Annotated in this window: 21 protein-coding genes and 4 pseudogenes; 14 read left to right on the top strand and 11 right to left on the bottom strand. The window is 55.2% G+C overall.

The features are described from left to right. Positions 1-29: 29 nt before the first annotated feature. The 4 genes and pseudogenes from I5961_RS28890 to I5961_RS21360 form a co-directional block, all read right to left on the bottom strand. Positions 30-467: pseudogene (locus I5961_RS28890) on the bottom strand (methyl-accepting chemotaxis protein); the annotation flags it as partial. Positions 468-575: 108 nt separating this feature from the next. After that, positions 576-1,349: pseudogene (locus tag I5961_RS28885) on the bottom strand (PAS domain-containing protein); the annotation flags it as partial. A 175-nt stretch (positions 1,350-1,524) separates the two neighbouring features. After that, complete coding sequence (locus tag I5961_RS21365) at positions 1,525-2,577, bottom strand: diguanylate cyclase (protein WP_227235629.1); 1,053 nt, start codon at positions 2,575-2,577, stop codon at positions 1,525-1,527. 147 nt (positions 2,578-2,724) lie between these two features. Then, positions 2,725-3,333 (bottom strand): TetR/AcrR family transcriptional regulator, encoded by a 609-nt coding sequence (locus I5961_RS21360; RefSeq protein ID WP_085701600.1) that lies wholly within the window; start codon positions 3,331-3,333, stop codon positions 2,725-2,727. A gap of 213 nt (positions 3,334-3,546) precedes the next feature. On the opposite strand from I5961_RS21360, the gene I5961_RS21355 reads away from it, so the two are divergent. Further along, positions 3,547-4,599, top strand: coding sequence for an MBL fold metallo-hydrolase (locus I5961_RS21355; RefSeq protein WP_085701599.1), 1,053 nt, complete (start codon positions 3,547-3,549; stop codon positions 4,597-4,599). Positions 4,600-4,641: 42 nt separating this feature from the next. Here I5961_RS21355 and I5961_RS21350 read toward each other — a convergent pair whose 3' ends face one another. The 5 genes and pseudogenes from I5961_RS21350 to I5961_RS21330 form a co-directional block, all read right to left on the bottom strand. After that, the gene (locus I5961_RS21350) at positions 4,642-4,893 is read right to left on the bottom strand and encodes an XRE family transcriptional regulator (protein WP_227233267.1); all 252 of its coding nucleotides are present in this window, start codon (positions 4,891-4,893) and stop codon (positions 4,642-4,644) included. Positions 4,894-4,913: 20 nt separating this feature from the next. After that, entirely contained in the window at positions 4,914-5,231 is a 318-nt protein-coding gene (locus I5961_RS21345; protein WP_227233266.1) for a helix-turn-helix domain-containing protein, read from the bottom strand. 93 nt (positions 5,232-5,324) lie between these two features. Then, a pseudogene (locus tag I5961_RS21340) lies at positions 5,325-5,735 on the bottom strand (helix-turn-helix domain-containing protein); the annotation flags it as partial. Between the two features lie 65 nt (positions 5,736-5,800). Continuing rightward, positions 5,801-6,786 (bottom strand): annotated as a pseudogene (locus I5961_RS21335) (hypothetical protein). 170 nt (positions 6,787-6,956) lie between these two features. Next, a complete protein-coding gene (locus tag I5961_RS21330; protein WP_227233264.1) occupies positions 6,957-7,466 on the bottom strand; it encodes a Bro-N domain-containing protein in 510 nt (169 codons plus the stop codon). A gap of 572 nt (positions 7,467-8,038) precedes the next feature. On the opposite strand from I5961_RS21330, the gene dcm reads away from it, so the two are divergent. From dcm to I5961_RS21300, 6 genes are all read left to right on the top strand, one after another. After that, entirely contained in the window at positions 8,039-9,475 is a 1,437-nt protein-coding gene (gene dcm / locus I5961_RS21325; protein WP_227233263.1) for a DNA (cytosine-5-)-methyltransferase, read from the top strand. Between the two features lie 278 nt (positions 9,476-9,753). Continuing rightward, positions 9,754-10,884: an MvaI/BcnI family restriction endonuclease gene (locus tag I5961_RS21320; RefSeq protein ID WP_227233261.1), complete on the top strand. Its 1,131-nt coding sequence runs from the start codon at positions 9,754-9,756 to the stop codon at positions 10,882-10,884. A gap of 14 nt (positions 10,885-10,898) precedes the next feature. Then, on the top strand, positions 10,899-11,360 hold the full coding sequence (locus tag I5961_RS21315) for a very short patch repair endonuclease (RefSeq protein ID WP_227233260.1): 462 nt from the start codon (positions 10,899-10,901) through the stop codon (positions 11,358-11,360). A 99-nt stretch (positions 11,361-11,459) separates the two neighbouring features. Continuing rightward, positions 11,460-13,052 (top strand): hypothetical protein, encoded by a 1,593-nt coding sequence (locus tag I5961_RS21310; RefSeq protein ID WP_227233258.1) that lies wholly within the window; start codon positions 11,460-11,462, stop codon positions 13,050-13,052. Positions 13,053-13,340: 288 nt separating this feature from the next. Further along, entirely contained in the window at positions 13,341-14,159 is an 819-nt protein-coding gene (locus I5961_RS21305) for a hypothetical protein (protein WP_227233256.1), read from the top strand. 4 nt (positions 14,160-14,163) lie between these two features. Next, the gene (locus I5961_RS21300; protein ID WP_227233255.1) at positions 14,164-14,916 is read left to right on the top strand and encodes a DUF6339 family protein; all 753 of its coding nucleotides are present in this window, start codon (positions 14,164-14,166) and stop codon (positions 14,914-14,916) included. A gap of 70 nt (positions 14,917-14,986) precedes the next feature. Here I5961_RS21300 and I5961_RS21295 read toward each other — a convergent pair whose 3' ends face one another. Both I5961_RS21295 and I5961_RS21290 read right to left on the bottom strand, forming a co-directional pair. Next, positions 14,987-16,237, bottom strand: coding sequence for a ribonucleotide-diphosphate reductase subunit beta (locus I5961_RS21295; RefSeq protein WP_085683612.1), 1,251 nt, complete (start codon positions 16,235-16,237; stop codon positions 14,987-14,989). Positions 16,238-16,792: 555 nt separating this feature from the next. Beyond that, positions 16,793-17,053 (bottom strand): DUF2790 domain-containing protein, encoded by a 261-nt coding sequence (locus I5961_RS21290; RefSeq protein ID WP_085683611.1) that lies wholly within the window; start codon positions 17,051-17,053, stop codon positions 16,793-16,795. A 452-nt stretch (positions 17,054-17,505) separates the two neighbouring features. On the opposite strand from I5961_RS21290, the gene acs reads away from it, so the two are divergent. The 7 genes from acs (at position 17,506) to argR (ending at position 25,435) form a co-directional block, all read left to right on the top strand. Then, positions 17,506-19,461 (top strand): acetate--CoA ligase, encoded by a 1,956-nt coding sequence (gene acs, locus I5961_RS21285; protein WP_085697086.1) that lies wholly within the window; start codon positions 17,506-17,508, stop codon positions 19,459-19,461. A 730-nt stretch (positions 19,462-20,191) separates the two neighbouring features. Continuing rightward, a complete protein-coding gene (locus I5961_RS21280) occupies positions 20,192-20,965 on the top strand; it encodes an ABC transporter substrate-binding protein (RefSeq protein WP_064383630.1) in 774 nt (257 codons plus the stop codon). A gap of 91 nt (positions 20,966-21,056) precedes the next feature. Beyond that, a complete protein-coding gene (locus I5961_RS21275; RefSeq protein ID WP_007951063.1) occupies positions 21,057-21,746 on the top strand; it encodes an ABC transporter permease in 690 nt (229 codons plus the stop codon). Continuing rightward, positions 21,743-22,441, top strand: coding sequence for an ABC transporter permease (locus I5961_RS21270; RefSeq protein ID WP_085697085.1), 699 nt, complete (start codon positions 21,743-21,745; stop codon positions 22,439-22,441). The genes I5961_RS21275 and I5961_RS21270 overlap by 4 nt, the downstream gene beginning before the upstream one ends. A gap of 1 nt (position 22,442) precedes the next feature. After that, positions 22,443-23,555: a succinylglutamate desuccinylase/aspartoacylase family protein gene (locus I5961_RS21265; RefSeq protein ID WP_227233253.1), complete on the top strand. Its 1,113-nt coding sequence runs from the start codon at positions 22,443-22,445 to the stop codon at positions 23,553-23,555. Positions 23,556-23,578: 23 nt separating this feature from the next. After that, positions 23,579-24,343 (top strand): ABC transporter ATP-binding protein, encoded by a 765-nt coding sequence (locus tag I5961_RS21260; protein ID WP_003227281.1) that lies wholly within the window; start codon positions 23,579-23,581, stop codon positions 24,341-24,343. A gap of 111 nt (positions 24,344-24,454) precedes the next feature. Continuing rightward, positions 24,455-25,435: a transcriptional regulator ArgR gene (gene argR / locus I5961_RS21255; protein WP_085709719.1), complete on the top strand. Its 981-nt coding sequence runs from the start codon at positions 24,455-24,457 to the stop codon at positions 25,433-25,435. Positions 25,436-25,459 lie beyond the last annotated feature (24 nt).

The raw sequence follows: 25,459 nt of genomic DNA, 5'->3' as shown, positions 1-25,459 counted from the left end.
CGCCGGGGGCTAGCCGATGGTGGCGGATTTCATCCTCGCGCCCGCTCATTGGCGAACATGCTTACGGCTTCCACCGCCTCGCTGGCGCCGTCACGAATCTGCAGGATTACCGTGCCGGCCTGATCCGCCAGTTCAACACCCTGCGCTGCGCGACCCCGGGTGCCGTCCATGCTCTTGATCGCCTGACGGGTTTCACTCTGGATCAGGCCGATCATATTGGAAATCTCTGCTGTCGAGCCGCTGGTGCGCGCCGCCAACTGCCGCACTTCATCGGCCACCACCGCAAAGCCGCGACCCTGCTCGCCCGCACGGGCGGCTTCGATGGCGGCGTTCAGGGCCAAAAGGTTGGTCTGGTCGGCAATTGCGCGGATGGTGTTGACGATGGCGGTGATCTGTTCGGAGCGCTCGCCCAGTTGCGCAATCAGTGTGGATGACTCGGCAATGTCGTCGGCGATTTCGCGCATTTCACTGGCCGCTTGCTGGATCACTTGCGTGCCTTGCTCGGCGACTTTTCGGGTGGCGACGGAGATGTGATAAGCGGCACTGGCGCTGCGTGCATCCTGCTCATGCTGCTCGACCCGGGCGGTTACGTCGGACGCGAATTTTACGACTTTGCACAAGCGGCCGGCGGCGTCGTAGACCGGGTTGTAGTTGGCTTCCAGCCACACGGTCTGGCCGCGTTTGTCGATGCGTTCGAACTGCCCCTGAAACAACTCGCCCTGGTTCAACCGGCGCCAGAAGTCCTGATAGTCGCTGCTGTTGACCAGATCCGCCGGGCAGAACAGCCGATGATGCTTGCCCTTCAACTCGGCGAGTGTGTAACCCATGCGCGTCAGAAAATTCTGATTGGCAGTGAGGATATTGCCGTCGAGATCGAATTCGATCACCGCCATGGCGCGATCGATGGCCTGCAACTTGGCGTTGGCTTCACTTTCCTGCTGGACTTTGGTGGTGACGTCCATGGCGTATTTGACCACTTTCACTACCCGGCCCGAGGCATCCTTGATCGGGTTGTAGCTGGCCTCGAGCCAGATCGGTCGGCCTTGGCTGTCGATTCGTTCAAAGGTGCCGGACTGGAACTGGCCGCTTTTCAATCGCGACCACAACTCGGTGTATTGATGGCCATTGGCAAACGCTGGCGGGCAGAAGCGGCGATGGGGCTGGCCGATCGCCTGTTCAGCCGTGTAGCCCATGGTTTTCAGGAAGTTCTCGTTGGCACTGAGCACGACGCCGTCGAGATCGAATTCGATCACCGCCATGGAGCGGTTGATCGCTTCCAGCAGACTGGACTGTTCGGTAATGGTGTTTTGGAGATCGGCGAGGACGGTCTTGTGGCGATTGAAAAACATGCTGGAGGCACTCTGGAAATAGGGCTGATAGTGGGTTCCCTGTTTCCGCGTCAGTCAGCCAGACATGTCGATGGCTGGCAGCAGTGTGCCAGCATCCAGGCTGGCGAGCTCACTTATACAAAACTTTATAAACTTGTACAAGAAATCGATTTTTTTCAATTTTGTACAAGTTTTTTCAGGCGCTGGATCGGCTCAACGCTACGCTGATCGTATTACGTCCCGCGTGCTTGGCGGTGTATAGCGCCTTGTCGGCATCGTCGAACCACTCAAGGGCGTCGGCGTAGAAGGTCTGATAGCGGGCGAGGCCGATGCTCAGGCTGACGCGCAGTTCGGCGACGTCGGGGTGGCGATAACGATCCATTCCCTGACGCAATTGCTCCATGAGTGCTTCGGCCCTGTTCAGTGGCAGGTTGGGCAAGATCACGCAGAATTCATCGCCGCCGTAACGCCCGGCCAGCTCGCTTTCGTCGAGCACGAATTTCAGCTCGCGACTCAATTGCCGCAGCACCGCATCGCCGACGATGTGCCCGTAACTGTCGTTGATCGACTTGAAATGATCAATGTCGATCAGCGCCAGAATGGCTTGGGAATTGTGTTGTCGGCACTGCTGGAACTTGAGATGCAGCAGGTCTTTCCAGGCGCCGTGGTTGAGCAGTCCGGTCAGGCTGTCGGTGCGGCTTCGGGCGCTCAGGGTGCGTTTGTGTTCGGCGACTTTGATCGCCAACCGGTAACAGACCATGCCCAGCGCCAACGGATAAAGGGTCAGCATTGGCAGGCAGGCCCAAACCTGAATCGGCGTGGCCGTCAGGGTGAAATGGACGCCGAACACCGACCAGCCCAGCAGCACGCCGATCACCTGAGCGAGGGCGCCGAGCAGGAACAGGCGCTGGCCGCCGGCGGCCACGTTGTTCATGGTCATCATCGACAGAATGGTTACTGTGGTCAGCGGATTGAACTGGAAGCACGCGGTCCAGAAGCCGCCGCAAACCGAGTCATAAAGCAGGTTGCGGCGTTCGGCGCGATAGGGGAAAGCCGAGCGGGTCGACCATTGATAGGCCACGTGAGGCCAGAGAAAACCGTTGAACAGCAACAGCGCCCAGAGCCAGCCCGGTATGTTCAACGGATACAGCGCGGCACCGACACTGAAAAAACCGATGCCCAACCCGATGGCCCGTGGCAAGTAAATGCGCTTGGCGAATGACAAGCCTTTGCCGCGTTGGTTTTCCATGATGTTCTGCGCCAGATTCATTCTGAAACACTTTGCAGTGTCATTCTTCAGACAGACCGTTCATCGGCCAAAGGCAGACATTGTCATTTATTCCAGCGGGAAAATTCAGTGTCCTTATGAGCCATTTACCGTGGCGCAGGTCCTTGTCTAGAGCTGATAACAGGCCAGAAACATATCGAGTGCAGAGTCGACCACGGCATTTTGCGTGGTGCTGTCGAGTGAGGGCTGGCCCATGGAGATCTGCGGCCAGAATGCAAACGCCTTCAACAACCCCTGCACCTGATGCGCGGCGAACTCCGGATCAACCGGTTTCAAGCGACCGTCGGCCTGGGCGGCACGAATCCACACGGTCACGCTTTCCTCACGTTCGCCCATGCGCGCCACCATGTTTTGCGCGCGCTCGGGGGAGTGGATCGCGGCGGCGATAGCGACCCGGGCCAGGTTCATGAAGTTGTCGTCTGCCATCGTCTGCAGTTTGGCCAGCAGCATCGTTCGCAATTGATCGCGCAATGGCTGGTCGGGCTGGTACGACACGGCTTGCTCGGTGCTGATCCGTGCCCACAACTGGTTGAGAATTTCGGCGAACAGCTCTTCCTTGCTGGGGAAATGGTTGTACACCGTGCGCTTCGACACCCCGGCAGTGGCCGCAATCCTGTCCATGCTGGTGACCTCGAAACCGTTGGTACGGAATTCGGTGATCGCGGCCTGGATGATGGCTTCGCGTTTACGGTCGGTGAGGCGCTGGGGGGCTGTCATAAATTCGATTCGGCAGGAAAAGGGTGAAATTACACTCGGCAGTTTACTTGTCACCAGGATTGATGCAACCTAGAAAGTACACCGGTCAGTGTAATGCTGCGTTAATCGGTGCAACTTAAAACCAGATGTCCGGCTGATGCGTGCGTGCCTTGGCCATTATCGTCCCACCGTGGGAATCCGTGAATTGCGCGGTGTTTCCGGAGTCATTCAGTCATGGCCAAATCCATTGCTTCTGCGGGCAGTCAAACTCCTGAACCTTCGCGTCAAGCCGAAGGCGTATTCCGCAACCATGCGCCGGTGCAGCGCGAAGGTGTGCGCAAGATGCTACGAATCATGTGGAACATGATCTTCCACAAACCGCGCAACACCCGGCCGGCCGCGGCCATTCCGGTGCAGCCACTGACCCGCGCGGACCTGATCGCGGCGCCCAACCACAGCGTTTATCGCCTCGGTCACTCGACCCTGCTGCTCAAACTGCAAGACAAATTCTGGATCACCGACCCGGTGTTCGCCGAGCGTGCCTCGCCGGTGCAATGGGCCGGGCCGAAACGCTTTCACCAACCACCAATCAGCATCGACGAATTGCCGCCGATCGAAGCGGTGATCCTGTCGCACAACCACTACGACCACCTCGACTACGAAGCGGTGTTGAAACTGGCCGACAAGGTCAACGTCTTCCTGACCCCGCTGGGCGTCGGCGACACCCTGATCAAATGGGGCATCGATGCCGACAAGATCCACCAGTTCGACTGGTGGCAGGGCACCGAAGTCGCCGGCATCCGCTTCATCGCCACCCCGTCGCAGCATTTTTCCGGTCGCGGTCTGTTCGATGGCAACCAGACCCTGTGGGCTTCCTGGGTGATCATCCACGGCGACACACGGATTTTCTTCAGCGGTGACAGCGGCTACTTCGACGGCTTCAAACGCATCGGCGAACAGTACGGCCCGTTTGACCTGACCCTGATGGAAACCGGTGCCTACAACGTCGAATGGCCCCACGTGCACATGCAACCGGAAGAAACCCTGCAAGCCCACATCGACCTCAAGGGCCGCTGGTTATTCCCGATCCACAACGGCACGTTCGATCTGGCGATGCATGCGTGGCATGAACCGTTTGATCGCATTCTGGCGCTGGCCTGGGAGCGCAGTGTTTCCATTACCACCCCTCAAATGGGCGAGGCGTTCAACCTGGCACAACCGCAACGCGGGAATGCGTGGTGGTTGGAGGTTGAAGGGGAGAGTGAGGCGGTGGTTCAAGGGGCCTGACGAGTTTCTCGGGCTCGCTCCCCATCGGAGCGAACCGCTCTTTCAGGCTTCTTTTACCGAAATCTGATTCAGGTACTTTGAAATTGTGGCGGATGGTATATCGCGGAATCGTCCTCGGAGCATGCCCTCTAGTTTCTCCAGCGATATCTCAAGTTTCTCCGCCGCTTCAATTCCGCTCATCTGCGCAGTTTCCATCAGTGCAGCCAACTTCATCACCGCTTCTGCCTTGGTCTGCATCTCGTATGCATCACCAACGCCTAGGTCTTGATAAACGTTACCTGTGCTTTCTTCCATTTTGATCAAGTCCTGAGTCTTCAGTCTGCCATCGCATAATTCCCACGTTCCACCGACTCGGCCGTGGTCCCTTTGATGCTTGTCGAACGCCCCGGCGCAAACCCCGGAAAGAACACCAGCCCCTGCGCCTCGAACCGATACGTCAACGCCAGCCGCGCCGCATCCGCAACGTCCTGCTGCGCTTCGAACCGCTGAATGTCGTCAACCGAAACCCCGGCTTCCCGCGACAGTTGTTCCACGCTCCAGCCCAATATCTCTCGGGCCTGGGCGCAATGGGTCGGGGTGAACTGGAAAAGGGCGATACGTTCGAGGATGAGGTTCATCGCAGAAGAGGCCATGGTGTGCTCCGGGCTCGAGAGTGCTGATGGAAAATGTACTGTGTTTTTGTACAGTTGTTTTCGGCCGGGATCAAACGCATTTTTTGATTTGCCCTAGTTCGCCGCCTCCAACCAGACGGACGGTGCCTGCCCGAGGATCCGGCGGAACATCGTCGAGAACGCCGCCGGGCTGTCATAACCGAAATCCAGGGCAATTCGCGTCACCGCTTCACCGGCCGCCAGCCGTGCCAGCGCCAATACCACGCAGGCGCGCTGGCGCCATTGGCTGAAACTCAGGCCGGTCTGCTGACGAAACAGTCTGTTGAAGGTGCGTAAGCTTACGTGCAGCTGATCGGCCCATTGCTGGGGTGATTGGTGGGCATTCGGCTGATGCAGAAAGGTCTGACAAAGTTCGAGCAGTCTTCCGTCAGGCGGCAGCGGGATATGCAGCGGCAACGGCGCACTGCGTAGCAATTCATGCAGCAACAAATCGATCAGCGAACCGTCGCGCCCGCTCAGGTCATACGTCTGGCTGTACTCCCTGATCAAACCCCGGCGCCGTCAAACTGCAACTGCCCCAGGGCTGACCATCACGCCAGCCCCGGTGCTTCACGAATGATGAAGTGATCCAGGTTCTCGATATTGGCATTGAAGACCTCGAAAGGCTTTTCGGGGTTCTTCTTGCCCGGCACCTGCTTCAACTCCGGCGTCACACCATAGAAGAAGCAGAACAACTCCTTATCACTGTCGATCGCGTGCTTGATCTCTTCCAGAAACGCCTTGCGCTTGCGGTAGTTGTCGATCAGCTTTTTGTTCAGATAGACACTGACCGGATAAGGCTTCTTCTTGCTGTCATCCGGCTTCTTGAACCAGACCTTGTCCTCGAAATCGATCCGGAAACTGGCGCTGTGGAAGTCCTCGATCTTCTTGATCCGGCCCCAGTAAATCAGCCCCTTGTTATCCATCAAATACTCGATCTTCTTGAAGAACGAACTGTACGGCGCCGTATGCTCGCCAATCTTCAACGGCATGCGCTTGAGCAAATCCTTGTCCGCGAAGTTCGACACAAAACACTCCACGGGGTGAGCGAAGACACTGGTCTTGTCCGGCGCCGTCTCACGACTCGGCGACTCTTTTGAGGGGGAAGTCGCCACCCGCACCGGATCATCCCGCAACACATCCGCCGCCCCGCAGGCGCGGCAGGCTTGCGCACATACTCACGGCGCGTTAGCAACAACTCCGACGGAAAATGCTCCTCCCGCCCGTCATCCGCTTCCCCATCCGCCGCCTCACCCCCCGACGCCGACGTCTTCAAACTCACATACGGACAACCCGCCACATGCTGCGTACCGGGCAGATTCTTGAAGTGCGGCGTGCGCACGTAATTGACGTTCTTGGCGTTGAACGTGCCCAACTCGTTGGACGCATCGAACGCCGCACGACAGGCGTCGTTGGGGCACTGGAAGTGTTCTTTCGCAGAATCGAACGCCACCGTCTCATCGAAATTGAGATCGCGAACGTCATAGATCGACAACTTGTCGTCGAGGCTGAGGCAGTAGGCGAGGTCGAATTTCATGGTGGGGCTCGGGTCCTTGAGTGGGGGAGGGGTATTAATAGCGGGTGGTGGGGTGGGTTGCACTGATTGTTTTCAGAATGATGCAGAACCAGTCTGTCGAGGATTGGCTTTCCCAGACACCGGCTCATAAAAAACCGCTGCTTGAAAACTCAAGCAGCGGTTTTTTGATGTCAGTAACTACGCAGCATTCGTGAAGCTTTACGCCACCAGGATTCCTGCCGATTGAACGGATCCTCCGCCAGCAAACACGGCATATCCCGCAAACGAATCCACGGCTCGTCCTGCCAGTGCAGCGTGCTCAACGACATCTTCGGCCAGCTCAAAACACTCAGTATCGGACGCTCAACCGAGCGCGTCGGACGGGCATCTCGCAGCGCGGGCACAACCTGATGCGTCACCCACTCGCGAAGCTGCCGATATTCGGGGCAGTAGTGATAGATCAGCAACGCATACACACCTGACTCGCTCACCATCAGATGTTCTCCGGGCTCGCCGTAGGTCTCCACGCACATCATCTGCCGCTGATCGGCGTCGAGTTTGCGCAGCTGTCGCTCATCCAGATATTTGCCCATCAGACGCCCGAGTTCATGGACGCAGAACCAGGCCTGGTTCTCCACCAGAAGGGCATGCAGGTGGGTTTTGTTACGGGTAAAACGAGTCGGAAGCAGTGGTTCAGACATGGCGTGCCTCCCGAGTCGGGAGCACGGGATTCAAACGGCGGGTACGGCGATTCGCCTTCGTCATGAAGGCTGAGTAGTCAGGCATTTCCATTTACCTCTGGCTGCTTTCTTAGGGCATTCGTTAGGGTGTCGGGAGCTAAGAAACCCACCAGAGACGGGCCGGACATATTCCCCTTTCGGGTCTTGTATTCGCCCACTCCCGACATAACGGGACTTTTCGCAGGCGTAGAGAAACCGCAGACGAAAAAAGCCGCATGACTGCCGGGTGCGGAGGACCGCTCTGGTTTGTAGAGTTTCTTAGGCTCGGAGCTGAGGGTAGGGGGATCAGGGATGGTCGTCAACCAGCGACTTTTCCTACCGATCGTGAGGCAAAACGAAATCTGGACAATGGCGTAGAGTAAATTATGCTGTGTTTATATCCAGTATTTGGTCGTCACTGTTCTTCCAATTCTCCCAGCCCCTGTCGCCATGACTGATCTCACGGATTACGGGAAATTTCATTTACTTTGAAGTTTTCAGGGCTAGAATGGTGACCATTCGTCACAGCTTTGACCCAGAGGAATTTCCGGCTCATGAATCTTTTTGAAACAGCATCTTTTGAATCCTTGAGCGAAACGACCTCGGATTCTTATGAGCCTGATACCCATCCTGTTACCGACCTTGCGTTACTGCACAAGCTGCTGGAGATCTACGACCAAGGGCAGTTGGCCGAAATTCTCAACGATGTGAGCCCGAGTCACTGGTGCCGTGAAACCATCAATCGATGGATCAAGGGCAAGGCTTCGCCGAAGCTCTCCCACATTGAGTTCACCCGCCTCAAGGATCTGCTGCCCAAGCGTTTGAACCATAAACCTTCATTTACCTTTATCGATCTCTTTGCCGGTATCGGCGGTATCAGAAAAGGGTTTGAAGCCATCGGCGGCGAGTGCCTGTTCACGTCCGAATGGAACAAGTACGCGGTCAAGACTTACAAGGCTAACCACTTCTGTGATCCGGCTCGTCACCGGTTCAATCTCGACATCCGTTCGGTCACGCTTTCGGACAAGCCTGAAATCAGCGACGAAGAAGCGTACAAGAATATTGATCGCGAAATTCCTGATCACGACGTTCTGTTGGCAGGTTTCCCATGTCAGCCGTTTTCGCTTGCCGGTGTTTCCAAGAAGAACTCACTGGGGCGCAAGCACGGTTTCGAGTGTGAGACCCAGGGCACCCTTTTCTTTGACGTGGCGCGGATTATTGCCGCGAAACGCCCTGCTGCATTCTTGCTTGAGAACGTCAAAAACCTGAAAAGCCATGACAAGGGCAATACGTTCCGGATCATTTGCGAAGCGTTGGATGAGCTGGGTTATGAGGTTGCAGACGTGAATGCACCGAAAGGCTCAGACCCGAAGGTCATCGATGCCAAGCACTTTGTCCCTCAGCATCGTGAGCGAATTGTGCTGGTCGGTTTCCGTCGTGACTTGAATGTTCACCAGGGATTCACTCTGAGCGACATCAGCAAGCTCATACCGAAGCACCGACCTAGCTTCGGTGATCTGCTTGATAAAGACGTGGACGAAAAATACATCCTTACTCCGAAGCTCTGGGATTACCTCTACCGATATGCCGAGAAACATCGCGAAAAAGGCAATGGTTTTGGCTTTGGTCTGACTCGTCCAAACGACGTTGCTCGTACGCTTTCGGCGAGATATCACAAGGATGGTTCGGAAATCCTGGTTGATCGTGGGTTCGTGGACACCTTGGACTTCAACAGTGAGTTGAATCAGCTCAATCGCCCGCGCCGACTGACACCGCATGAGTGCTCGCGCCTGATGGGTTTCGATAAGCCTGGGGAAAGCAAATTTGTGATTCCTGTGTCCGATACCCAAGCGTATCGACAGTTTGGGAACTCGGTTGCGGTCCCCGTGTTCGAGGCTGTTGCGACGCTGATGAAGGACCGAATCCTGGCGGCAAAAGCCAAAATTTCTGATGCAGAACAACCACAATTAGAAATTGCTCTTGCCAATTAGCACTACCCTGGTGTTATTTAGCTACTACTAGAGAACGGAGCGGCCATGCCGCTTCGATGTAGGCTAAATCCAGGAGCTGTCGTGTCAGGAGCTAATGAGTCACCTTTGGAATATGTGTCAAGGGTGATGCGTCGCCTCGGAGCAAGGCGCGTTGTCTTTAAGTTGTTGGCAAACAACGACAATTCGAAACAGCAAATTTACTTCGGAAGTGATTTTGATGTTTTGCGGTTGATACCCCATGGAGATCTTGTGGGGGAAACTACTAAGGATAAGGGGTGATGTATAAAGCTTCCTTGAAGCTTAGCTGGATTGATATCGAGTCTGACGCCCCTCCTTCACCCGCTCCCGGCGCACAATTAATTTTCTATCCTCGCTATCCAGAGGTCAGACTGTCTGGGTTTCTTCGCGGTTCTGCTCTCGCACCTTCCAAGCTTATGCAACCACCAACGCCCGAACAAAGGGCCTTGCGCGGGCAATCACAACGGTGCCTTGTCTTCGGCATATGTGCAGATAATACTATCCTCGCCTATTCCGGAGTTTGGGACGGCAAACTTGCCCGTGATGCTAATGCGAGGATTGAATGCGGGAAAATATCAAGGGTTGCTTCAGTTTTTTATGAACTGGAACAGCCTATACAGGAAGGGCGCATACTTCTTTTAGAAAAATTATCGGAAATCTATCGAGGTGGTTTTGTCCGGTCTGGGCGTTTAAGTCCAGCGGGGGAGGTGATTGAATATCATGCGAAAAATGGCGCAGGTTATACTCTCGAAAGAATGTTTGGAATAGTTCCAAATGGAAGATCAGAACCTGATTTTCACGATTGGGAACTGAAGTCACACCGCTCCGGTGCAGTAACCTTGATGACCCCAGAACCTGACTCGGGAACTTATAAAGCGGATTTAGGGAAGTTTTTAAAAGAATATGGGAGTTGTACTGAATCACGACGTGACTTTACTGGAAGGCATCTCATAGGCGTCCTAAATGAGCGCAGTGGTCTAACATTTCGGATGGAGGGATATGATCCGGAAAAAAATGAAGTAGTTGACCCTGATGGAGGGTTAATTATGCGAAACCTGCAAGGAGACGTAGCCTTAGGGTGGACGTTTAACAAAATCCTCACGCATTGGTCTAGGAAGCATGCGCAGACCGCATATGTTTCGTATAAGGTCGTTGCAAAAGATGTGAACTATTATAGGTTCGGGCCAGAAATTCTACTATGTAGTGGTGCCGACTTAAAACTTTTTCTCCATGCGATGTATGAGAATAAGGTTTATCACGATCCGGGTATAAATATGAAGCTTGTCGATGGTGAATGGAAGCCCAAGAAGCGAAATCAATTTAGAGTTGGGTGGAAAGGCATTGATAGTCTCTATGAAATAAGTGAAAGGGTATTGCTTACAGATCTGTAGTGAGGTGAGAAGACTTGAATGACTTGGTCAGTGTTGCTACTCGCTCTCGAATGATGTCGAGTATAAAAGGCAAGCATACTAAACCAGAGTTGGTCGTTAGACGTTTTCTTCATAAATCTGGTTTTCGTTTTAGGTTGCATCGCAAAGATCTGCCAGGAAAACCAGATATTGTTCTCCCGAAGTACCGATTGGTCATATTTGTGCATGGGTGCTTTTGGCATCTCCATGCTGGGTGTTTTTACTCCACTATTCCTGCCTCGCGAGAGGACTTCTGGCGAACTAAGTTGGAGGGGAACGCATTGCGAGATGTATCGCATGTTTCTGAATTGTTAGGAAGTGGGTGGAGGGTGTTAGTTATCTGGGAGTGTGGTCTTAAACATTCAATTTCCAAGTTTGGTGAGTTGTTAGAGTTTATAAGGGCGGAAGATGGATTTTTTGAGTGGCCAGCTTTGCCGCCGCGATCAAAGCTGGATTAGAGCTGGTTTTGGTATTTAATGGTTTTGGTATTTGTTTATCTATAAATTTTTTTTTTTTTTTTTTTTCGTTTGAGTTTGATTTTTTCAGGAGGAAGAAATATGACAAAGCCGGCTTTTGAGTTTTTACCAAATGCGGGTGATGAACAGGAGGGGCTTGGTGATGCCGGAATAGAAACCTTTCGCGACGCACCATATGGTAGTTGCGCGCGTGAGGCTGGTCAGAACTCAAGAGATGCTAATCTTAATAACGATAAGCCCGTTAGAATAACTTTCGATGTTCTTAGCATTCCGGCGAAAGAAATTCCGTCCATTGATTATCTGTCGAGTGTCATTGATAGCTGTTTTGAACAAGTATCCAGTGAGAAGGAACGAGATTTTTTTGATAATGCAAGGCTTACGATTAAAAAACCAAATCTGACTATACTGAGGATAGCTGACTTTAATACTAAGGGGTTGTTGGGGCCTCCAAGTACCCGGAATTCCCCATTTAATGCTTTGCTGAAGGGCTCTGGCGTTAGTATAAAGGACAGCGAAACCTCGGGAGGCTCTTTTGGAATCGGAAAGAATGCCTCCTTTGCCGTATCAGATTTACAAGCAGTGTTCTATTCGACTATTTATCAGTGTGAGCAAGACGAAAGTCTAAAGTTTGCCGCTCAAGGTAAGGTCAAGCTTATTTCTCACTGTGATTTTAAGGGTAATCAATATAAGGCAACAGGGTACTGGGGGTGGAGGTCATTTCAGGCTGTAACAGAAAAATATTCTGTGCCAGAGTGGATGCAGAGAGATAGTCGTGGGACATCAATATTTAGCTTGGGGTTCCGATATGCTGATGATTGGGCTGAAAGGATGGCCTCCTCGCTTCTAACTAATTTTTTCGCAGCTGTTCATGATAAGACAATGGTGTTCGAGGTTGATTCTGGAAGAATCAATATCAACTCAAATACTATTGAAAATATGCTTTCAGATGTAAGTGTACTTAAGGCTGCTGAGGAGTCGGGTGCCCGATCTGGTTTGGAGTTTGCACGGGAACTTTATAGATGCATGGTTTCGGCGAATGCATCGATTACCATTCTTGATGTTCCAGATCTAGGGAAAATGCGCGTCAGAATTCTGGTCGATAAAGGACTGCCGAGACGAATTGGGTTTGTCCGTAACGGAATGTTGATAACAGATAATTTACGTTACTTTGATCGGCCTCTAGCCAGGTTTCAGAATTCTAGGGACTTTGTAGCAGTAGTTGAGCCCATAGATGATGCGGCCAGCAAACTCTTGAAAAGTCTCGAGAATCCTGCCCATGATGCATTTTCAGCTGAGCGAATTAATGATGGCGCTAAGCGTGGCGTTGCAGTTAAGGCATTGCGGAAGCTAGGTGACTTACTACGCCAAACTATAAAGGACGTTACAGGAATTCAGTCTCAATCTTCGGTAATTCTTGACGAGCTGGGAGAGTTTTTTACTGGCGAAAGTCGGAGCGGCGAATCATCAAGCTCTAGCGGAGAAAACGATCCGGAAAATTATAGATATTCAGCTAAGCGTAAAGAAAATAAAGAAAAGTTAGGTGGTCACGGTGATGCGGGAGGTTGGCATCAGAGAGGGGGCGGAGGTAGAGGTAGAACTCAACAGAGGGGGAGGGAAAGGAGCGAGGTGAGGGCGAAAAAGGAAGTTTTGGACGTGACGCTTTTATCGACTTAAAGGATGTTAGAAATCGTATAGAGGATTCTAAGCAGAAAGGAATTTCACGTAGGATTTTTTTAGTGCTGATGTTAGCGGGAAAGTTAAGTTAGCCATAAAGGCTGTTGGTTTGAATTCGCCAGTGAATCTTGTTGTAAATTCGGTGGATGTCGGTGTTGTTAGTGGTGCGGGAGTGATGGTAGATGTTTCTAATGGTGAACGCTATTCTATCTTGGTTTCGTTCGATGAGCCTTATGAGGGACCAATAGAAGTGCTGGCATCGTATGCTGAACGCATGGAGGTCCCTGAATGAGACTGTCAGACGTTACTAAGTTCCCTCATCCTGTTTTAAGCCCATTTACGGGAGATTTCCTAAATGGCGCATTTTCTGTTGATTTTGATGTTTCTGAAAATTTGAAGACGGGAGCTCTTTTTCTTCGTCATAATATTGTGTTGACTCATCTTGATTTAGCGCATTTGGTGGCGAGCGGTCAGGCAGTAGTAGGCTGTCTTGTAAAGTGTAGTGATACATTTTATAACGAACTTCGAACACTTTCTTATCCTGACGGTAATATTGATTTTGCTCCAGGGAGTTTACTTAACAAGGTTTCTTTGCGCCCAATAGTCTGGTTATCATCTGAGTTGAAGGGCTGGAGTCCGGAAGGGCTTCATTCGGAGTTTTTAGCTCCGCTTTTCATGGGGTTGGGGGATGTTATAGCAATTGGAGCGGAGTCTGAAATTAGTGTCGGTCAGGCGAAGCTTGCCTCTATCGAAAGTATCTTCGAATTAAATAACTCTTCTGAAGTTGGGGAGGGGGAGGTTTGTGTGGATCTAGAAGGGGACAGAATTTCTATACTAGTTTCTCCTAGTACTTTTTCTGTTATTGAGCTCCTGCGTCAGCGAGAAATGGCGGTTGTTTTAAATTCTATTTATTTACCTGCGGTTATGGAGGTTCTCGATCGGTTGCAGGGGGATCACTCATATGATACGTGGCGATGGTTTGTCCCATTTACGGAAAAATGCAGAGCTAAGGGTGTTGCTCTTGAATCGGGCGTTTCAATACTGGAAGGCGCTCAGAAGCTTCTTGAATTTCCAGCGCTTAAGTTGGATAAAGTAATCAAGGAGTAATGACATGGCCTCAGAAAAACTTAAGTACTTATCTGAGTCGAGTTTGTATGAGCTCAGGTCCGCTGTTGTGAAGAATTTAGAACTATATCGTTCAGAAAGTTTTTCTGATATTTCCTCTAGTAATGGTTGGTCTATTAGTAGTGATTCGGTGTTTGTTGATTCTGACAGGCTTTCAAGTTTGAGCGGTGGCCAAGGAGCTTCGTCTGATTTTGAAAGCTCTATCACTGTATATAAATCACTCCAAGGAATGACCCCGGCTTTAGCAATGGAGGAGAGAGTTTGGGTGCGCTTTGCACATCTTGAGTGTCTAAAGTACGCTCGCGAGCGTTGGCCTCTAAAGGGAAGTGATGAAGAACAAGTAGATCATATTCTCAAACATTTCTTTGCTAAAGGACGCACTGGTGTTCGTGATGATAATGCGGTTTCTAGGTTATGGTGGAATATGCATATTGCAAATATCGCCGATCCCGAAGATCCAGAAGGTGCCCTCAAGCTTATCCTTAAAAACGCAGATGTTCGAATGGCCCTCGTGGAGCGCCCAAATACTGCTGCGAGAGTACCGATTATTAGAGCTTTGATGCGAGCAATACGCAGTAATCAGTGGATTACATCCACTGGGCGTGCGTTTCAGAAATTTATGGTTGAAGTGAATCGTGACGCGGGAGGAGTGCTTTTTGAAGTGCTTCCGGACACTGTAATTGATAGTGTAATGTTGCGATGTGCTGAAAGAGCGCAGCGAAATTTAGAATCAAATTAATCGCTAAAATAAAAGGGCTGCCTAATGGCAGCCCTTTTATTAGGGTTTCGTTATCGGATAAAGATATCAATCAATCCCAGCTCAACGCCCCACCAGTCTGATACTCAATAACCCGAGTCTCAAAGAAATTCTTCTCTTTCTTCAAGTCCATAATCTCGCTCATCCAAGGGAACGGGTTGGTAGTCCCTGGGTACTCTTCCTTCAAACCGATCTGCGACAAGCGACGGTTAGCGATGAACTTCAGGTAGTCCTCCATCATCGCTGCGTTCATGCCCAGTACGCCGCGAGGCATAGTGTCACGCGCGTATTCGATTTCCAGCTGAGTGCCTTGCAGAATCATCTGCGAGGCTTCTTCCTTCATTTCGGCATCCCACAGGTGCGGGTTTTCGATTTTGATCTGGTTGATCACGTCGATGCCGAAGTTCAGGTGCATGGATTCGTCGCGCAGGATGTACTGGAACTGCTCGGCGACGCCGGTCATTTTGTTGCGGCGGCCCATGGAGAGGATCTGGGTGAAGCCGCAGTAGAAGAAGATGCCTTCCAGGACGCAGTAGTAGGCGATCAGGTTGCGCAGCAGTTCTTTGTCGGTCTCGACGGTGCCGGTGTTGAATTCCGGGTCGGAGATGGCGCGGGTGTATTTCAGGCCCCAGGCGGCTTTTTTCGCGACCGACGGGATCTCGTGGTACATGTTGAAGATCTCGCCTTCATCCATGCCCAGCGATTCGATGCAGTACTGGTAGGCGTGGGTGTGGATCGCCTCTTCGAAGGCCTGGCGCAGGATGTACTGGCGGCATTCCGGGTTGGTGATCAGGCGGTACACGGCCAGGGCCAGGTTGTTGGCCACCAGGGAGTCGGCGGTGGAGAAGAAGCCGAGGTTGCGCATCACGATGCGGCGCTCGTCGTCGGTCAGGCCTTCCGGGTTTTTCCAGAGGGCGATGTCGGCGGTCATGTTGACTTCTTGCGGCATCCAGTGGTTTGCGCAGCCGTCCAGGTATTTCTGCCAGGCCCAGTCGTACTTGAATGGCACGAGCTGGTTGAGGTCGGCGCGGCAGTTGATCATGCGCTTTTCGTCAACGGCGACACGGGCGGCGGAGCCTTCGAGTTCGGCGAGGCCTTCGGCGACGTCGAGGGAATCCAGTGCAGCCTTGGCGCGGGCCACGGCGGCCGAGTCTTCGGCGGTCACGGCACGGGCTTCGAGGGCGGCGGCACCGCCGGCGCTGTCGAGGCGGTCCATGTTGGCTTCGCTAGCGTGGCCGGCGTTGGCGCCTTTCACTACTGCTTCTTCACTGTCTTCTTTGTCGAATTCGTCCCAGCTCAGCATGACGTGTCGTCTCCTGCGTGAGGGCCTGTGCCCGTGTGAAAACTGATGGGTTGGTTTTTCACACGGCCGTACAGGCCGCGTTGGATGTCGTTTTTTGCAGCGGTGCTACGCAGGCAATAAACAGAAAATTTTTTTCGGGTTTCCGAGAGCCTCTGACGGGCGCGAGTCAGCGTTGACGCTGCTGCGGGGCTTCAGAATGGCTTTGATCCCTGTAAGGGAATATTGCTGACCCGATGGGGCGGCATTATAGGGAAAAAAACAACCGCGTGGGGGAGGGCGAAACAGCGCAGGGTGGTCGAGCGCGAAGGTGATTTCGTTCGGAGCGAGGGTTTACAGGGCTTTCGCCGGGATTGGCCCCGGAGAATTTTTTTTCATTAATTTTTTGGCGTGTGATTGATTGCTCAAAAAACGAGCAAAAAACCGTGTTTTTCACTATATCTTGTGTTTTGCAAGCCTTTTGCGTCGCTTCAAACACAACTGAGCCCGACCGAAGCCGGGCTGGAATCGACCCTCGATGTTGCGCTGAGCGATCCGATTCGGTGCAGTCTCAAAACATCAATTGGTGCAGCCGTTGCCCATGATGCTGTAACGCAGGATGTGACGCTGACCCTTGGAGTCGTCGTACTCCATTTTCATCGGTACTACTTCGCAGACATTTGGAACTTCGCTCATGGAAACAACTTTGGCGATGTCCAGGTGAGTGGAGTAAGTGTATTCCTCGATGGCGGGTTGTTGCTGTGCGACATCAGTCGGAACCTCGTCTGCCATGGCGGTTGCGCACAGACTGCTGAGGGCCAGAACCAATAAAGCTTTCATTTGAAATTTACCTTCTTGAGGTCGAGTGGGGTCACGCAACCTTTTTGGGGTTGCGTGTGGAACTTCATCGTTTTGCTTTGTTACTTCAGAACTGGATTAACGGCCTTCGTGGGGGCTGTAACCTTGTTAATCGCTTTGCCTTGTCGGCGAGGTGAATTTTAGGGAGGCGGAGTAGGGGTAAACAGACCCGGTTTTGATAAACACCTTTGGCAGATTTGGTAACAATCGCTGGATATCGTGTGACCACCGCTGCGGCTTTCTCGGGAAACCGGGTCGTCTGAATCGCTCGCAAGCCAGCTCCCACAAGGGTTGCGTCGTTTGCTTCAGGGGTGTTCCGGGCATTTCTGGATGTTTTGTAGGGGCTTGTTACTACCATCGTCGAATGGTTCTATACGGGCGCCCCGGCTACAACAGGGTCATACAAAAACAACTATTACACCGAGGTAGGAAAGATGAGTGCGGCTTCCCTGTATCCCGTTCGTCCCGAGGTTCTGGCCAATACGCTGACCGACGAGGCGACCTACAAAGCCATGTACCAACAGTCGGTCGTCAACCCTGACGGCTTCTGGCGCGAACAAGCCAAGCGCCTCGACTGGATCAAGCCTTTCACCACGGTGAAACAGACTTCGTTCGACGATCACCATGTCGACATCAAATGGTTTGCCGACGGCACCCTGAACGTTTCCTACAACTGCCTCGACCGTCATCTGGCCGAGCGCGGCGATCAGGTCGCCATCATCTGGGAAGGCGACGATCCTTCCGAAAGCCGCAACATCACCTACCGCGAACTGCACGAACAAGTGTGCAAGTTCGCCAACGCCCTGCGTGGTCAGGACGTACACCGCGGCGACGTGGTGACCATTTATATGCCGATGATTCCCGAAGCCGTGGTCGCCATGCTGGCCTGCACCCGGATCGGTGCGATTCACTCGGTGGTGTTCGGCGGTTTCTCGCCGGAAGCCCTGGCCGGTCGCATCATCGACTGCCGCTCGAAAGTGGTGATCACCGCTGACGAAGGCATCCGCGCCGGCAAGAAGATTTCCCTCAAGGCCAACGTCGACGACGCCCTGACCAACCCGGAAACCAGCAGCATCCAGAAAGTCATCGTGTGCAAGCGCACCGGCGGTGACATCAAGTGGAACCAGCACCGCGACATCTGGTACGAAGACCTGATGAAGGTAGCGGGGACCGTCTGCGCGCCGAAAGAGATGGGCGCCGAAGAAGCGCTGTTCATCCTTTATACCTCCGGCTCCACCGGCAAGCCGAAGGGCGTTCAGCACACCACTGGTGGCTATCTGTTGTACGCGGCCATGACCCACGAGCGCGTGTTTGACTACCGTCCGGGCGAAATCTACTGGTGCACCGCCGACGTGGGCTGGGTCACCGGTCACTCCTACATCGTCTACGGCCCGCTGGCCAACGGCGCGACCACGCTGTTGTTCGAAGGTGTGCCGAACTATCCGGACATCACCCGGGTGGCGAAGATCGTCGACAAGCACAAGGTCAACATCCTCTACACCGCGCCGACCGCGATCCGCGCGATGATGGCCTCCGGCACCGCCGCTGTTGAAGGCGCGGACGGCAGCAGCCTGCGTCTGCTGGGTTCGGTGGGCGAGCCGATCAACCCGGAAGCCTGGGACTGGTACTACAAGAACGTCGGCAAGTCCCGTTGCCCGATCGTCGATACCTGGTGGCAGACCGAAACCGGCGGCAACATGATGAGCCCGCTGCCGGGCGCTCATGCAATGAAGCCGGGTTCTGCAGCACGTCCGTTCTTCGGTGTGGTGCCGGCGCTGGTGGACAACCTCGGCAACATCATCGAGGGCGAGGCCGAAGGCAATCTGGTGATTCTTGATTCGTGGCCTGGTCAGGCGCGCACGCTGTACGGCGATCATGACCGTTTCGTCGACACCTACTTCAAGACCTTCCGTGGCATGTACTTCACCGGTGACGGCGCCCGTCGCGATGCCGACGGTTACTACTGGATCACCGGTCGCGTGGACGACGTGCTTAACGTGTCCGGCCACCGCATGGGCACCGCCGAGATCGAAAGCGCGATGGTCGCTCACCCGAAAGTCGCCGAAGCGGCGGTGGTCGGTGTGCCGCACGACATCAAGGGGCAGGGCATTTATGTCTACGTCACCCTGAAAAACGGCGAAGAGCCGAGTGAGCAGCTGCGTCTGGAACTGAAGAACTGGGTGCGCAAGGAGATCGGTCCGATTGCTTCGCCGGACGTGATCCAGTGGGCGCCGGGGCTGCCGAAGACCCGTTCGGGCAAGATCATGCGCCGCATCCTGCGCAAGATCGCCACGGCCGAGTACGAAGGGTTGGGTGATATTTCCACCTTGGCCGATCCGGGTGTGGTGCAACACCTGATCGATACGCACAAGACCATGAACGTCGCGTAAGCGGCGGGTCTGAAGGCTGAAAAGCCCCGCCCGGCATCGCGCCGGGCGGGGCTTTTTCATTTGTGGCGTGATCGTTCCCACGTCGAGGCGTCGAACCGTCCGCGTGGTAACGCCTCCCTGGACGCTCTGCGTCCGCTCTTGGGACGCAGAGCGTCCCGGGCTGCATTCCCACGCGGAGCGTGGGAACGATCAGTTACGGGGTGTGGCCGGGTTCGGGGCGTGGGGAATCTTCGGCCAATAATTATCGAATTGCTCCGTCAGCCCATTCCCACTGTTACCCGCCAGCCTTCAAGTAACTGAATGTGTAACCGCCCGCTCCGCAACGGGGCGTCCGGAAACGCATCGCCCCGTTTTAGAGCCTCAAAACCCCCGGTGAAAAATAAGACGCATCCCCGCGCTTGCCGGATTAGAAGGGTTTGCGAATAATAGGCCCGCAATTTGCAGCATAGATCGGTTCACTGTCTTTCGCTCTTGCATGAAATTGCAGGGCTGTCAATGTGCTCAGGCGGGTTTCTCGGTGCATCTGTAATTAGTTGTCGCATTGAAGAAATATCGGCTTCGGGCCTGTCGTTAGAATGCCGATCACTCGCTCGTCGTGGCTTGCGTTGAAACCTTCGCGGTTTTGACTGGAACTGTCCCACGCACGCAGCAATCGATTTCGTTACACCCATTCGCATATTGGGCTGTCGCTCACTCTGCCGTTTTTGCCCTTTACCGATGGAGTCCCAAGATGAAGAAACTTGTGCTGCTTGGCGCCCTGGCACTGTCCGTGCTGTCCCTGCCGACATTCGCCGATGAAAAGCCTCTGAAAATCGGTATCGAAGCGGCTTACCCTCCATTCGCCTCCAAAGCGCCGGACGGCAGCATCGTCGGTTTCGACTACGACATCGGCAACGCACTGTGCGAAGAAATGAAGGTCAAGTGCCAGTGGGTCGAGCAAGAGTTCGACGGTCTGATCCCAGCACTGAAAGTGCGCAAGATCGACGCGATCCTGTCGTCCATGTCGATCACTGAAGACCGCAAGAAGTCCGTGGACTTCACCAACAAGTACTACAACACCCCGGCTCGCCTTGTGATGAAGGAAGGCACTCAGGTCAGCGAAGGTCTGGCCGAGCTCAAGGGCAAGAACATCGGCGTGCAGCGTGGTTCGATCCACGAGCGTTTCGCCCGCGAAGTCCTGGCCCCGCTGGGTGCCGAGATCAAGCCGTATGGCTCGCAGAACGAAATCTACCTCGACGTGGCCGCCGGCCGCCTCGACGGCACCGTGGCGGACGCTACGCTGTTGAATGACGGCTTCCTGAAAACCGACGCCGGCAAAGGCTTCGCGTTCGTCGGCCCGGCGTTCACCGACGTCAAATACTTCGGCGACGGCGTAGGCATCGCGGTACGCAAGGGCGACGCCCTGAAAGACAAGATCAATACTGCCATCGCGGCCATCCGCGAAAACGGCAAGTACAAGGCAATCCAGGACAAGTACTTCGACTTCGACATTTACGGCAAGTAAAGACGTCGCTCGACCCGTCCGAAATGGCGCAAGCAACAGGATCTCTGCGGTTTGCGCCATTTTTTCATCCCAACTTTCGAGGACCTGAATCATGTTGAAAGGCTACGGGGCTGTCATCCTCGATGGCGCTTGGCTGACGCTTCAGCTCGCCTTGTCGTCCATGGCCCTGGCCATCGTTCTCGGGCTGATCGGCGTCGCGTTGCGCCTGTCGCCGGTGCGCTGGCTGGCGTGGCTGGGCGATCTGTATTCCACGGTGATTCGCGGGATTCCCGACCTGGTGCTGATCCTGCTGATCTTCTACGGCGGTCAGGACCTGCTCAACCGCGTCGCGCCGATGCTCGGCTATGACGACTACATCGACCTGAACCCGCTGGCCGCCGGTATCGGCACCCTCGGTTTCATCTTTGGTGCGTACCTGTCGGAAACCTTCCGCGGCGCGTTCATGGCGATCCCCAAAGGTCAGGCCGAAGCCGGCATGGCGTACGGCATGAGCAGCTTCCAGGTGTTCTTCCGGGTGCTGGTGCCGCAGATGATCCGTCTGGCGATTCCGGGCTTCACCAACAACTGGCTGGTGTTGACCAAGGCCACCGCGCTGATTTCCGTGGTCGGTCTGCAAGACATGATGTTCAAGGCCAAGCAGGCGGCCGACGCCACCCGCGAGCCTTTCACCTTCTTCCTCGCAGTGGCGGCGATGTACCTGGTGATCACCAGTGTCTCGTTGCTGGCGCTGCGTCACCTTGAGAAGCGCTACTCGGTAGGCGTAAGGGCGGCTGATCTATGATCTTCGACTACAACGTCATTTGGGAGGCTCTGCCGCTGTACCTCGGCGGTCTGGTCACCACCCTCAAGTTGCTCGCGCTGTCGCTGTTCTTCGGTCTGCTCGCGGCGCTGCCGCTGGGGCTGATGCGGGTATCCAAGAACGCTGTGGTCAACGGCGCGGCGTGGCTCTACACCTACGTGATTCGCGGCACGCCGATGCTGGTTCAGCTGTTCCTGATCTACTACGGTCTGGCCCAGTTCGAAGCGGTGCGTGAAAGCTTCCTCTGGCCGTGGCTGTCCAGCGCCACGTTCTGTGCGTGCCTGGCGTTCGCGATCAACACCAGCGCCTACACCGCCGAAATCATCGCCGGCAGCCTGAAGGCCACGCCGAACGGTGAGATCGAAGCGGCCAAGGCCATGGGCATGTCGCGGGTCAAGATGTACAAGCGCATTCTGTTGCCGTCGGCCCTGCGCCGGGCGCTGCCGCAGTACAGCAACGAAGTGATCATGATGCTGCAGACCACCAGTCTGGCGTCCATCGTGACCCTGATCGACATCACCGGCGCGGCCCGTACCGTCAACGCGCAGTTTTACCTGCCGTTCGAGGCGTACATCACCGCCGGCGTGTTCTACCTGTGCCTGACCTTCATTCTGGTGCGCCTGTTCAAGCTGGCCGAGCGTCGCTGGCTGAGCTACCTGGCCCCGAGGAAGCACTGATATGGAACGCATCGACCACGTTCTGCCGTGGAGCCACCTGGGCAGCGAGCGCCGGATTTCGGTATTTCGATTCGGCAGCGGCGAGCGCAAGGCCTACATCCAGGCCAGCCTCCACGCTGACGAACTGCCCGGCATGCGCACCGCCTGGGAACTGAAAAAACGCCTCGGCGAACTCGAAGCCAAGGGCCTGCTCAACGGCGTCATCGAGCTGGTGCCGGTGGCCAACCCGCTGGGTCTTGGCCAGTTGCTGCAAGGCAATCATCAGGGCCGTTTCGAGGCTGGCAGCGGCAAGAATTTCAACCGTGATTTCGTCGAGCTCAGCGCCCCCGTGGCCGCCAGGCTGGAAGGACATCTCGGTGATGACCCGCACGCCAACATCCGTCTGATCCGTCAGGCGATGGCCGATCATCTGGCCGCATTGCCCGAGGCCAGCAGCCAGTTGCAAGGCATGCAGCGCATCCTGCTGCAACACGCCGCCACCGCCGATGTGGTGCTGGACCTGCATTGCGACTGTGAAGCCGCGCTGCACATGTATGCCTTGCCGCAGCACTGGCCGCTGTGGCGTTCGCTCGCTGCGCACCTGGATGTGAAAGTCGGCCTGCTGGCGGAAGATTCCGGCGGCAGCTCGTTCGACGAAGCCTGTTCGCTGCCGTGGCTGCGTCTGTCGCGTCTGTTCCCGGATGCACAGATTCCGCTGGCGTGCCTGGCGACGACTGTCGAACTGGGCGGTCAGGCTGACACCACGCCTGCACAGGCTGAAGCCTGGGCCGAAGGCATTCTGGCGTTCCTTGCCGAGCAAGGCCTGATCCGGGGCGAGTGGCCGGGCGCGGCGCACGAACCGTGCGAAGGCATGCCGTTCGAGGGCACTGAATTGCTTCTGCCGCCGCATCCGGGCGTGGTGAGTTTCCTGCGCAAGCCCGGCGAGTGGGTTGAAGCCGGTGACAAGATTTTCGAAGTGATCGATCCGCTGTCGGATCGGGTCAGCACGGTGTGTGCTGGTACGTCCGGGGTGCTGTTTGCCATTGAGCGGCTGCGTTACGCCCAACCCGGTTTCTGGCTGGCCAAAGTGGCGGGGCGCGATGCGCTGCGCGACGGCCCTTTGCTCAACGACTGACTGTTTTTGTGAGAACCGACCGCATGTACAAGCTTGAAGTCCAAGACCTGCATAAACGCTATGGCAGTCACGAAGTGCTCAAGGGCGTTTCCCTGAAAGCGGCCGCCGGCGATGTGATCAGCATCATCGGCTCCAGTGGCTCCGGCAAAAGTACTTTCCTGCGCTGCATCAACCTGCTCGAGCAGCCGCACGCGGGCAAGATCCTGCTCAACAACGAAGAGCTGAAACTGGTCGCCAACAAGGACGGCGCGCTGAAAGCCGCTGACCCGAAACAGCTGCAACGCATGCGTTCGCGCCTGTCGATGGTGTTCCAGCACTTCAACCTGTGGTCGCACATGACCGCGCTGGAAAACATCATGGAAGCGCCGGTTCACGTCCTTGGCGTGTCCAAGGCCGAAGCTCGCGAGAAAGCTGAGCACTACCTGAACAAGGTCGGCGTGGCCCATCGTAAAGACGCGTTCCCGGGGCACATGTCTGGTGGCGAGCAGCAGCGTGTGGCGATCGCCCGTGCGCTGGCGATGGAGCCGGAAGTGATGCTGTTCGACGAACCGACTTCGGCCCTCGACCCGGAACTGGTCGGCGACGTGCTGAAAGTCATGCAGGCCCTCGCTCAGGAAGGCCGGACCATGGTGGTGGTAACCCACGAAATGGGCTTCGCCCGTGAAGTGTCGAACCAGCTGGTGTTCCTGCACAAAGGTGTCGTCGAAGAAAGCGGCAACCCGCGTGAAGTGCTGGTCAATCCGCAGTCGGAACGTTTGCAACAATTCCTCTCGGGCAGCCTCAAGTAATCGCTCCCGTTATGCACCAAATTAGGTCATGCTGCGCAGCGCGCCAGATGGTCTAATTTGGTTGCAGCCGATTTCGGTTTTTCCCTCTGTTTACGTTTCGGATCGCCCGCCATGACTGCCCATCGAATTGGTTTCCTGATTTGGCCCAGCACTAAAGCTCTGACTTTGGCGCTGGCAGAGGAGGCCTTGCGTGTCGCCCAGCGTGTGCATCCGGACGTGGTTTACGAGTTGTCATTCCTGCAGGCCGAAGCCCCGACCGAAGGTGAATGGCAACTGCCCGGCGAACCCTGGGCCGGCAAACTCGAGAATTTCCAGAAACTGTTCCTGCTCGCCGATGAGCCTCCCACGACGTTGGCGCCGGCACTCAGCAGCGCGCTCAAGCAACTGGTGCGCGCCGGTTGTGTGATCGGTGGTCTGTCGGCCGGTGTGTACCCGCTGGCGCAACTGGGTCTGCTCGATGGTTACCGCGCGGCGGTGCACTGGCGCTGGCAGGACGATTTCGCCGAACGCTTCCCGAAAGTCATCGCCACCAGCCATCTGTTCGACTGGGATCGCGATCGCCTGACCGCGTGCGGCGGCATGTCGGTGCTCGATTTGCTGCTGGCTGTGCTGGCCCGTGACCACGGTGCGGAGCTGGCCGGTGCGGTCTCCGAAGAACTGGTGGTCGAGCGCATCCGCGAGGGCGGCGAGCGTCAGCGCATTCCATTGCAGAACCGTCTCGGCTCCAGCCATCCGAAGCTCACCCAGGCGGTGCTGCTGATGGAAGCCAACATTGAGGAGCCGCTGACCACCGACGAAATAGCCCAGCATGTGTGCGTATCCCGCCGTCAGCTGGAGCGGATCTTCAAGCAATACCTCAACCGTGTGCCGAGCCAGTACTACCTGGAACTGCGCCTGAACAAGGCCCGGCAGATGTTGATGCAGACCAGCAAGTCGATCATCCAGATCGGCCTGTCCTGTGGGTTCTCTTCGGGGCCGCATTTCTCCAGCGCCTATCGCAACTTCTTCGGCGCCACGCCACGGGAAGACCGCAACCAGCGGCGCAGCAGCAGTCCTTTCGAACTGTCGTCGGTGCCGCCCGAGCGCGGTTGATCCATAGCCGATACAGCCATGGCA

This window comes from Pseudomonas sp. IAC-BECa141 (genome assembly GCF_020544405.1).
GTDB lineage: Bacteria > Pseudomonadota > Gammaproteobacteria > Pseudomonadales > Pseudomonadaceae > Aquipseudomonas.
This window is presented reverse-complemented; position numbering and strand designations above follow the sequence as displayed.